This is a genomic window from Caballeronia sp. BR00000012568055, from assembly GCF_029439455.1.
Lineage (GTDB): Bacteria > Pseudomonadota > Gammaproteobacteria > Burkholderiales > Burkholderiaceae > Caballeronia.
Genome location: NZ_JAQFVG010000367.1, coordinates 1 through 11303, shown reverse-complemented (window position 1 = coordinate 11303; position 11303 = coordinate 1). Strand labels below are relative to the sequence as shown.

Annotated in this window: 9 protein-coding genes; all 9 read right to left on the bottom strand. The window is 59.2% G+C overall.

Features of this window, described 5'->3' with window-relative positions:
- Nucleotides 1–1736, bottom strand: a 1736-nt coding sequence (locus P7F28_RS33675; RefSeq protein ID WP_277189701.1) for a flippase, incomplete at its 3' end; no start/stop codon positions are given.
- A 119-nt stretch (nucleotides 1737–1855) separates the two neighbouring features.
- Complete coding sequence (gene wecC / locus P7F28_RS33670; protein WP_277189700.1) at nucleotides 1856–3100, bottom strand: UDP-N-acetyl-D-mannosamine dehydrogenase; 1245 nt, start codon at nucleotides 3098–3100, stop codon at nucleotides 1856–1858.
- Nucleotides 3101–3124: 24 nt separating this feature from the next.
- On the bottom strand, nucleotides 3125–4270 hold the full coding sequence (gene wecB / locus P7F28_RS33665) for a non-hydrolyzing UDP-N-acetylglucosamine 2-epimerase (RefSeq protein ID WP_368860391.1): 1146 nt from the start codon (nucleotides 4268–4270) through the stop codon (nucleotides 3125–3127).
- 23 nt (nucleotides 4271–4293) lie between these two features.
- Nucleotides 4294–6510 (bottom strand): polysaccharide biosynthesis tyrosine autokinase, encoded by a 2217-nt coding sequence (locus P7F28_RS33660; RefSeq protein ID WP_277189698.1) that lies wholly within the window; start codon nucleotides 6508–6510, stop codon nucleotides 4294–4296.
- Nucleotides 6507–6944, bottom strand: coding sequence for a low molecular weight phosphotyrosine protein phosphatase (locus tag P7F28_RS33655; protein WP_277189697.1), 438 nt, complete (start codon nucleotides 6942–6944; stop codon nucleotides 6507–6509). The genes P7F28_RS33660 and P7F28_RS33655 overlap by 4 nt, the downstream gene beginning before the upstream one ends.
- Nucleotides 6941–8137 carry a polysaccharide biosynthesis/export family protein gene (locus tag P7F28_RS33650; RefSeq protein ID WP_370467462.1) on the bottom strand — a complete coding sequence of 399 codons (1197 nt, stop codon included), beginning with the start codon at nucleotides 8135–8137 and terminating at the stop codon, nucleotides 6941–6943. Before P7F28_RS33650 ends, P7F28_RS33655 begins: the two co-directional genes overlap by 4 nt.
- A 16-nt stretch (nucleotides 8138–8153) precedes the next feature.
- A complete protein-coding gene (locus P7F28_RS33645) occupies nucleotides 8154–9551 on the bottom strand; it encodes an undecaprenyl-phosphate glucose phosphotransferase (RefSeq protein ID WP_277189696.1) in 1398 nt (465 codons plus the stop codon).
- Between the two features lie 432 nt (nucleotides 9552–9983).
- The gene (locus P7F28_RS33640) at nucleotides 9984–10940 is read right to left on the bottom strand and encodes a DUF979 domain-containing protein (protein ID WP_277189695.1); all 957 of its coding nucleotides are present in this window, start codon (nucleotides 10938–10940) and stop codon (nucleotides 9984–9986) included.
- Nucleotides 10937–11303 (bottom strand): 5-oxoproline transporter, DUF969 family subunit (locus P7F28_RS33635; protein ID WP_277189694.1); only part of this gene is annotated, 367 nt, incomplete at its 5' end. The genes P7F28_RS33635 and P7F28_RS33640, both read right to left, overlap by 4 nt.

Sequence of the window (11303 nt, the reverse complement as noted above, 5' to 3'; positions counted from 1 at the left end):
AATGCAATGATCTCTGCCCCTATCGCGCTAGACACCCCGACTAACCCAGCGGAGTTGCGTAAAAAGCGTCGTGCAGCAACGGCTACAAGGCGCGTCGATCGTCGTATGAAAGACGGAAAGTCGCCGGAATGCAAATGGAATACCACTCGCTTGCGCAGAACGCGAGATATCAAAAAGAGAATGAGCTTTCGGTGGAATGACCCCTTGATCGATACATGAAGATGTACGATTTCAACGCCTCGCATCAGCTGCAATACGAAGTTAGGTACATCTACGATCAGAAAGAGAAGTACACCAACCGGGCTTCTGAAATCGTGTGTCGCGCAAAACCGAATTCGCACATCTTGTGTGGCGAAAGCCGCAGAAAGCTTCTTAAGTTCGTCAAGCACGGAAGCTATCCCGCCTCGCTGGCCCCAACCCGGACCTACGTGAAGTACGCGTATTGGATTGTGTTCCGGCGTATGAAAAAGTCGGCGACTATCTAAATATGCACGCCCTTCGGTCATCACCGCACGTGCACCAAGCGATACAAAACGCCGCAGTCGTCTATCTTTTAAAATAAGAACGACGTAGGCGATAAGGATCGATACTTCGCACGCCAGAAATGAGATGGACGCCCCCATCGCCGCATAGCGTTGCGCTAAAGCTATCGCGAGGACCACGTTCAGACAGCCTGTTGCGAATATGACCGACGTGCGAAGTTTGCTTCGTCCCCAGGGGACGAGTACTTGAAGGCCAAGGAAATAGGCAAGGTTCCCGAACATTGTCGACAGTGCCAGCATGCGCAACACTTGTGAGGCGTCGTGAAAGTGCCTCCCTAGCACGATCGCCGTAATTTGCTCAGAAAAAGTAATCGTTATCACAGCGCCGCATACCGAAACCACTGTGATAATCACCGCACCGAGTACAGTTAAACGCGCGGCCTCGCTTGCGCGCTTTTTCAGTGTGGCCGCGATCCTCGGATACAGGACCGTTCCGAGTTGTGCCGGAATGAGCGAACAGACCGTGCGTATTTTGTCCGCGCCAGCATAGATGCCAGCAGCATATGAGCCGCACAGCGACGTAAGTATGATTGCGTTGGCCGCTCCGAAAAGTGTGACGGACGCTGTTGCAACAAACATATCAACACTTTCGGTTAGGCGTTTCGTTATTGCGGACCAAGTGACTACCGGGCGATGCAAAAGACCATCACGCCGTGCAATCCAGATTGACAGCAACGCGCCACATAACGGACCTGCAGTTTGAATCGCGGCGGCTATAGCAAGGTCGTCGGGTGTAACGACCAGCCAAAACGTCAGTGGCAAGGTCACGGCTCGACTCACGAAGAGCATCGCGCTAATAATTTTGAAACGCTCTAATCCTTGGAAAAGCCAATTCATCGTGCACACGTTCGCTAGAACGCCGATCCACGATGTCAGGAGTGCGGTGCGAGCCACCTTATCGAAATTGCTAAAAGCAAGCAGCGCGAAGAGCAGGACGGTCGCAGCCACATATAACAACGCCTTGGCACCGAGAACCGACCAGATCAACGCATTGAGACGTGAATTGTCGTCTCGGCATGCAACGACCGCGCGCGGACCTGACAGACTGATTCCCCACTCTGTCAACATGACTCCATATGCGGCAATTGCCAACGCATACGCGAGCACGCCGAAATGCGTCGGCCCCAAAACACGAGTCAAATAAGGAAAAGTCGCAAAAGACGCCGCATAGTTCGCGATGAACGCGACAGCCATGACGACTGCATCGCGGCCAACTCGAACGTTATTGCTCTTGCCACGTGCATCTTGACTCGACAACGTGGACGTGCCCTTTTTCAATCGAGTGAGCGCCGTCTGTCGACCACGTTCCGCCCTCATACCCGCGACAACATTCCACGCGTGTCAATCACCACCTTCGTCTGCAAACGAATTTGATCGACCGTTTTAAACGGTGTGTGATCGACCAGAATCACAAGCACGTCTGCGCGCAACAACGCCTCATTCAATTCACACAGCTGGAGCGTGCTTTCGAGCTTTGCAGGCAACTCGTGAATATTCGGTTCGACTACGAGCACGCGACCTGCGTACCGCTCGCCCAAATGCCTTGCAATCTCAAGCGCCGGGCTCTCACGCAGATCATCTATGTCTGCTTTGAATGCCACGCCGAGACATGCGATCACCGGATCACGAAAGCGCTCTGCCGCACGCTCGACCCGCTCAATCACCCAATCCGGTTTCGAATCATTCACCACTCGCGCCGTCCGAATCAGCCTTGCCTCATCCGGCGCCGAATCGACGATGAACCACGGATCCACAGCAATGCAATGCCCGCCCACTCCCGGCCCCGGCTGCAGAATATTCACGCGCGGATGCCGATTCGCAAGCCGAATCAATTCCCACACGTTGATATCGAGCCGATCGCAAATCAGCGACAACTCATTGGCAAACGCGATTCCCACATCGCGCGATGCGTTTTCGGTCAGTTTGCACATTTCAGCCGTACGCGCGTTCGTGAGAATGCACTCGCCACGTACGAAGATCTGATACAACTCACGTGCAACTTCGCCGCAGCGCTTGCTCATGCCGCCGATTACACGGTCGTTTTCGACCAGTTCGCGAATCACATGTCCCGGCAAGACACGCTCGGGACAATGCGCAATGCGAATATCGGAGGCCTCGCCACGCTGCTGCGGAAAGCTCAGGTCCGGCCGCAACTCAGCCATCCACGCAGCCATCTGTTCAGTCGCGCCGACAGGCGAAGTGGATTCGAGCACAACCAAATCACCCTTCTTGAGGACCGGCGCAACAGCACGGCTCGCAGCTTCGATATACGAAAGATCCGGCTTATGTCCTTCTGTAAATGGCGTCGGTACGGCAATCAGAAAGGCATCGGCTGGTTCCGGCTTCGTCGTCGCACGAAGGTGGCCTTGCGTAACCGCCGCGTGAACCAGCATGTCGAGTTCCGGCTCTACGATGTGAATCTCACCGCGATTGATCGTGTCCACGGCATGTTGATTCACATCGACGCCGATCACCTGTTTGCGTCGCGCGGCGAAAGCCGCTGCTGTGGGCAGGCCAATATATCCGAGGCCAATGACGGAGATCGTTTCAAATTCCATAACCTTCACTTCTTCCAAGAATGCTCAGACAGCTACCGCAGGTTCAAGCTCAAACCGATGCAACGCAGTGGCGATTCGCTCGCATGCGCGTCCATCGCCGTAGGGATTCACACCGCGGCTCATCGATGCGTACGCTCGCGCATCGCGAAGGAGGAGCAACACGCTCTCGACAATCGCGCGCTCATCCGTACCGACCAGCTTCACAACGCCCGCATCGACCGCTTCCTGACGTTCGGTCGTATCGCGCATGACGAGCACGGGTTTGCGCAGCGAAGGCGCTTCTTCCTGAATGCCGCCCGAATCGGTCAGGATGATGTCCGCGCGATCCATCAGTCGTACGAAGGGCAGATAGTCGAGCGGCTCGATCAAATGCACATTCGCAATCCCCGTGAGCAGTCGATTCACCGGCTCGCGTACGTTCGGATTCAGGTGGACCGGGTAGACGATATCGACATCCGGCGATGCATTCGCAATTTGCGCCAGCGCCGAACAAATCCGCTCGAAGCCGCCGCCGAAGCTCTCGCGGCGATGGCCCGTGACCAGAACGAGACGGCGTCCGGGCGCGAACGCGGGCAACGTCCGCTCGGCGAAATCGCACAGCACATCGTCATTGGCAAGGCGTTCGCGTACATGGAGCAATGCGTCGATGACCGTGTTGCCCGTCACCACAATCGCTTCATCCGCTACGCCTTCGGCGAGCAGGTTGTCACGCGCGCGAGCCGTCGGAGCGAAGTGCAGCGACGCAAGCGCACCAGTGAGCTTGCGATTGGCCTCTTCCGGCCACGGTGACGTCAGGTCGCCCGTACGAAGTCCCGCTTCGACATGCGCAACTTTGACGCGCTGATAGAACGCCGCCAGCGTCGTTGCAAGCGTGGTGGTCGTATCTCCGTGAACGAGAACAATGTCGGGGCGATACGTCGCCAGCACGCCACGCATGCCACTGAGAATTGCGGTCGTGACGTCGTAAAGATCTTGCCCGCGCTTCATGATGTTCAGATCGAAGTCGGGACGGATATCAAACAACGCGAGTACTTGGTCAAGCATTTCGCGATGCTGACCGGTTACGCACACGCGGCATTCGAATCGCTCGTCTTGCGCGAGGCGCTTGACGAGCGGCGCCATCTTGATTGCTTCAGGACGCGTGCCGAACGTGAAAAGGACTTTCTTCACGGGAGTTGATGCAGTTTCGAGAATCATTCGCTGTCGCTCGTATATCGAGAAAACGCTCCATAAGACACACCGCTTCTTGACGGCGTATCCGTCAGTACCACCCCATCGATCTGCGTGCCCGCGCTCGAAAGCTGATGCGTCGTTTCGCGCAGCTCGGCCGCGCTGTGGTAACCGTGGCGTGCGACGAGCAGCGTCGCGCCCGCGTGCCGGCCGATCAATCCGGCATCGGTCACGGCAAGCACCGGAGGCGTGTCGATAATCACGTAGTCGTACTTGACTTGCAGATCGGCGAGCAGGCGCGCACAGCGCTCGCTCATCAACAGTTCGGCAGGCAGCTTTGGCGTGCTGCCGCGGGCGATCACATCGAGACCCGGAAGCACAGCGCGCTGAATCACGGACTCGGGATCGGCGCCATTCAGAATTTCAGCAAAGCCAGGCTTGAGCGGCACGGCGAGCATGCGATGCAAATCACCACGACGCATATCGCCATCGATCAGCAGAACGCGTTGCCCACCTGCAGCCAGCAAGGCCGCGAAGTTCCCGGCAACAAAAGATTTGCCGATGCCCGGACGCGGGCCCGTCACCATGATCACGTTGTTGCGCGGCTTGAGCACGCCGAACTGCAACGCGGTACGCAAGCTTCGCAATCCTTCGACGGAGACATCGCTCGGCGCGATGTCCGCGAGGATCATCGGCTTCGACGTCACATGACGATTCGAACGTTCGAACGCCGTCTGACGGTCCGAGTGCGAGATGATCGAGTACACCGGCAAGTCGGTTGCCGCCTCGATTTCCGCCGGCGTCTCAAGTCCGCGATTGAACATGCGGCGCGCCAGCGCCAGCGCGCAACCCGCGATCAGACCGAGCAAGCCAGCGCCCGCGAGCGCCAGCGCCTTCTTCGGCCGCACCGGCTTTTCGGGCACAACGGCAAGATCCACCGTGCGGACATTGCCGAGCTGACCGGCCTTCAGCACGCGCAGTTGCTGCGTGCTGTTGAGCAGACTGGTGTAGAGATCGGAACTGACTTTTACATCACGCAGAAGGCGCACTGCATCCTGTTGCATCGAAGGCAAGCCACCGATCTGCTTTTCCAGCTCATCGGACTGACGCTTGAGTTCTCCGATGCTGCCGTCGATCGCCACGACCAACGGATGAAGCGCCGTATATCGCTGAACGAGATCCGTGCGCTGCTGTTGCAACGCGATGATCTTCGATTGGTTATCGACAACGGTCTGAAGCAGAAGCTTGCTTTGCTCTTCCAGATCGATCGCGCCGTTCTTCGCACGGAACGCGTTGTAGCGTGCTTCGGCGCGATCCAGATCGGCGCGTAGTTGCGGCAACTGGTCGCCAAGGAAGGCGAGCATCTGCTCTGCTTGCGCGGACTTCCGGTCAACGTTGCGCTGTACGTAAAGCGTTGCAATTGTGTTGACGGTCGTCGTGACTTGTTCAGCGTTCGAGCTGTCGAGCGACATGCCGATTACGCCCGATTGTTTCGTCACTTCAGCAATATTGAGCGCTTTCCGCAGGTCAGCGACGGTCTGCTGTGTCGATAAGCGCGTCAAGTCGAAGCGCGTGCCCGGACGCGCAAGCAGCGACGCGACCGTCAGGCTGACCGGACCATCGGCGCTCTGCGCCTTCGCGGTTTCGCCGACGCGGCCACGCAGAATGGTCTTTCCATCCGGCGACTGAAGTTCGTAGTGTTCATCGCGGCCGGCAATCAGCGTGTAGGTCTTGCTGAGCTGTTGCGGAGAAACTTCGAAGTTCGAAACGTTGATGCGCTCGCCGCCCCATGCGTAGCTTCCAAGCCCGAGCGGCGCGTTCGCGATTCCATCGCCTGCGGTATAGCGCACATACGGCGCACCGATCACCGGGAAATAGTGTGGCCGAACGTCGATATCGAGATGCAGGCGATTCACGGCCTCGCCCACTACCGTGCGCGAGCGGATCAATTCGATTTCCGCATCCGCGCTCGACTTGTTCTGAAACAGCGCGGCAAGGTCGCCGAGCTTGTCATTGATCGTGCCGGCGCCACTGTCGTCATCGACCTGAATAAGCACGTCGGCGCGGTAGGTCGGCGTCCACAGAAACGCGTAGACCGAACCGATCACCAGCGTGCACGCCGTGGTTAGCGCGATCAGTCCGCGACTCTCGCGCAATACCGCGAAGATTTCCGACAGATGGATTTCATCGTCATCGTTCGCGGCGGCGGGCCGCGTCGATTTGAAGGGAAGTTTATTCATCGTTGCGCTCCAATCGTGCGACTCCAATCCGAGACGCCATGCTGAATCTGAGCGAGCGCCAGATCGAACACCGTGCGATGACGTCGATACGGGTCGGTGACGTCCGCGCCGTGTTCATCACACAGTCGAAAGACCTTGCCGCGCGTGGACGGCCACGACGTTTCGACCCAGTCGCGTTGTGCTTGCGTCATCGTGAGAATCAGGTCCGCTGCGCTCGCACCCGATGCATCGAGTTGCGTCGCGACATGCGAATCGAGCGCTACGCCGTGCGCACGCGCGATATCTGCGATGACCTCGTGGGCCGGCTCACCGACAAGCGCGTGCGTTCCCGCCGAGGCGACATCGATATGTGGCAACTCGCGCGCAAGCAAAGCCGCGGCGAGCGGGCTGCGGCAAATGTTGCCTTCGCACACCATCAACACTGACCGAATCATTTCGCAATCACCCCCGCCGTCAGGCCGGTGTTGATCAACGGCAACAACAACGTCATCACACGGTTGAAGCGCACCAGCCCGCTGCCATCGACATAAACGATGTCCTTGGGCTGAAGATCGAATTCCTTCGCGACCAGCATCGACACGGGCGAGCGGCTGTCGAGGTGATACACCTGCGCTTCGCCTTCGCGCGAGCGGATCACGAACATCTGCGCGGTATCGGCTGTGCTCGAATTGATGCTGCCGGCTTGTGAGAGCGCATCGGCGAGCGTCAGGCGGCCATCGCGGCGCGGCACGGCGGAACCCGGCTTGTTGACTTCGCCCATCACGTAGACGCTGTTGTCTTCGCGCGGCGCGACACGCAGAAGATCGCCTGCCTTCAGATACAGCCGCGAGGGATTCAGTCCATGCGCGATCAAATCCGGCACGTCGATCCGCTGCGTCGCCCCGCCTCGTATCAGCACGACATCGCTCTGGTCCGCGTTCTCGCTGAAGCCGCCGGCAAGGGCGATCGCATCGTAGAAATTCATCGGCACGTCGGTCAGCGAGAGCGCGCCCGGATTGCGCACTTCGCCATCGACATAAACCTGGCGCGAGCGATACGACGCCACACGCACCGTGACCTGCGGCTTGACGAGATACTTCGACAGCGCGCCTGCGAGCCGCTCCTGAATCTGATCCGTGCGCAGTCCTTTAACGGCAAGCGCGCCCGCGTACGGGAAATGCAGATTGCCGTTCTGATCGACGACAAAGCCCGCCGCCGGATCACTCGCCTTGGACGATGCCTGTCCTTGCGAAGAACCAAGCGCGGCTGCAAATTCAGGGTGATCCCATACGACGATCTGAAGCACGTCGCCCACGCCAACTGTGTACGCGCCCGGTGCATTGAAGAGCTGTTGGGCGTGCGAATCGAGTTGATCCGAATGTTCGGCGGCCAGCTTCCTGACCAGCGCGAAATCGAGTTCGGTCACGGGAATGGCCGGTGTCGCAGCCGTTGCTGCGATGTGCGAACCCGTCGTGCCGACCGCGTCTTGCGTCTGATTCGACGGTTCGTCGGGCGTGACCGGCATGCGGAAGCCCGGCGCAATGGCGCATGCGCTGAGCAATCCCGACAGCGCGAGCGCTGCGGCGGTGCGGCCAGGCAGAGAAACGCGTCGCAGGGCGTTGCCGGCGCGCGGTACTGAAAACTTCATGTTCGAATCCTGCGCGTCAATACGCGTTGCGGTGTACAAAGCCCCGCACGATGGTCGCGAAAACAATGCGTATATCCAACGCGAATGACCAGTTGCTGAGGTAATAGAGGTCGGCTTCGACGCGCTGCTGCATCTTGTCGATTGAATCGGTTTCGCCGCGAAGTCCGTTGATTTGCGCCCAACCCGTGATGCCAGGCTTGATGCGATATCGATGGATGTAGTCATCGACGATGTCCTGATACAGCGCGTCATGTTCGATCGCATGCGGGCGCGGCCCGACGATAGACATGTCGCCGCACAACACGTTGAAGAACTGCGGCAGTTCGTCGAGGCTGGTGCGGCGCAGGAATGCGCCGAGGCGTGTCACGCGCGGATCGTTGCGGGTGGCCTGTGCGAGCGTGCCGCCGCTCGACGCGTGTTCGCGCATCGTGCGGAATTTGTAGATGCCGAAAGGCTTGCCGTTCGCGCCGCGGCGGCGTTGTCTGAACAGCACCGGTCCCGGCGACGAAAGCTTCACCGCAAGCGCGATCGCAATCAGAAGCGGGGCAGTCGCAAGCACGGCGCACGCGGCGAATACGCGATCGAACAGCGCCTTGCCGGCGAGCGCATCGGCGGTGAGCGGCGATGCGACCAGATTGATTGCGAGCGCATTATCGAAATGGGATGCGTCGTGCTCGAAGCGCGTCAGACGGCTCACATCCGGCAGAAATCGGATGTTCAGCAGGTCGTTGCGGAAAATGTCGAGGAAGCGAAGCAGGGTCGGCTCGTCGGTGAGCGGGAGCGCGAGCCACAGTTCGTCGATGTCGTGCGCGCGCACGTAGGCGGCGAATTTGTCGGTATCGCAGAAACGCGGCGTGTCGCTGCAAGACGGCGCGCAGCCCCCGGCGATATCGAACAACGCACCCACGCGATGCAACGAACCCCGCGTCGCTTGAATCTGGCGCATGAGCGTGGCGCAATGATCGCTGCGGCCAACCAGCGCCACCGAGCAACTACGTGCGCGACGAACGCAGGCGAACCGTTCCAGTAACCGGCACGCGACGATGCCAGCCGCAGTCAGTCCAGTCCAGCACAGGAGCGCCGGCATCGACGGCGCGTAAGACGGATGCACGCAGCGTACGATCCACACGCCGACGACTTCCGCGATCACCCAGCCGAGCGCAGGAAACGCGATGTCGCGACACAACGCAGGGCGACGCGAGGCGCGCGGTTCTGAACGCGTAAAAATAACGGCCCACGCGACAAACAGTGCGAACGCGGTCGCGGCGCTGTCGAATGCGGGCATTGTGTCGGCGCCGAACGCGCGACGGGCTGCCCATGCACTCGTAACGGCGACAGTCGTTTCGAACAAACGGATTATCAGGTCGGAACCGGAAGGAACCGCGACCAAAGGGGAATATCTCGGTAATCGCATGACAGGCTGGTTGTCGTAAAGCTGCCCGGCATGCGCGCGCAACATGCGCGTATGCCAGAGAGCATTTGCCTGCGATGTACTCGGGGATGACGAGAGCGGCGCCGTACGTGCGGCAAACCAACAAATGTTCGGAATCGAGATCGAAAATGTTGCGCGCTTTACGAAAAGGTTGCGTACCAACATTCAGGCGTCGAGAGTCTCCGCCAAAGCGTCCAAATGCAGATATAGGCGCGCTCTTAATTCGCTGGAATGATGCCTATGGTTTTACGCAGTTTTTCAGGCAATCGCGTCACTCGAAATGCCTTGGATGTGACACCGGCATTGATGTCGTAAAGTCTTGAATTGATGTAGTTTTGGTGATCCGAAGACTTAAGCGAAGGTGCCGGCGAACCAGTGCCGGCACTTCCGAACGATTTGGCTAACGAGTTTGCGCTAAATAAACATCAACCAGTTCAACAAAAAAATATTGACGATTAACAACGAAATCGCAGTTGGCACTTGCGTTTTAATCACCGCATTCTTATCCGGTAATTCCAGCAACGCCACCGGCACCATATTGAAATTCGCGGCCATCGGCGTCATCAGCGTTCCGCAATAACCCGAAAACATGCCGATAGCCGCCATCGTCGCGGGATTACCGTGGAAAATGCCGACGAGAATCGGTACGCCGATGCCGCCGGTCATCACCGGGAAAGCGGCGAAGCCATTGCCCATCACCATCGTGAAAAGCGCCATGCCGAGGACGTACACCGCGACGGCGACCAATCGATAGTCCATGTTCACGTACGACGTCGTCACGTGCGCGACCGCCTTGCCGACGCCCGCGTCAGAGAACACGAGACCGAGCATGCCGAGCATCTGCGGGAGCACGGCGGCCCAGGACAGCGCATCGATCAGGCGGCGCGTTTCGCGCATCGACTGGCCGACGGTGTCGCGCGTCATGACGCAGGCAATCGCCAGCGCCAACACGCAGCCGATGCCGAAGCCGATCAGCGTCACGTTCTTCTGCTCGATCAGCGGCGTGCCGCCGAACACGATGTGGCTCGCGCCAAGCGTGATGACGACGGTGACGATCGGAATGGTCAGCGCGGGCACGAACAGCTTGTTGCCGAGCCGCTTTGCGCTTTGCCGACGCGTCTCTTCGGACAGCATTTTCGGCTTCGCGCCCGTGACGCCGCCAAAGCCCGCGATCAGCGCCATCGCCACGACCAGAATGCCGACGATCGGCACCGGAATCCAATCGCCGATCAGAAAGATCAGCGCGTACACGAGCCAGAATCCGCCCGCGCTTACGCGACGCGGATGCGACTTGTCCGTCAGAATCATGCCGCCGACCACCAGCAGCACGATTCCGACGAGATAGAACAGATAGTTGATCGTGAACGTCATGCTTTGTCTCCGGCGACGTGGCGGGTGAGCGCATCGAGTTCGCGCGCGAGGCGGCGGTCGAGTAGCCAGAGGCGGAAGCCGTGGATCAGAAACGCGCAGATCGCGGTCGGGATGCCCCACACGGCAACGTGCATCGGTTCGACGACGATGCCGGCTTCCTTCAGGAACGTGGTCATCAGTACGATCGCGCCGAACGCGACGAAAATGTCCTCGCCGAAGAACAAGCCGACGTTGTCCGTCGCCGCCGAATACGCGCGCAGCTTGTAACGCGTGGCATCGGATAACTTGCCGTAACGGGCTTCGGTCGCGCCTTCGGCCATGGGCGCGAGCAGCGGGCGCACCATCTGCGGATGGCCGCCGAGT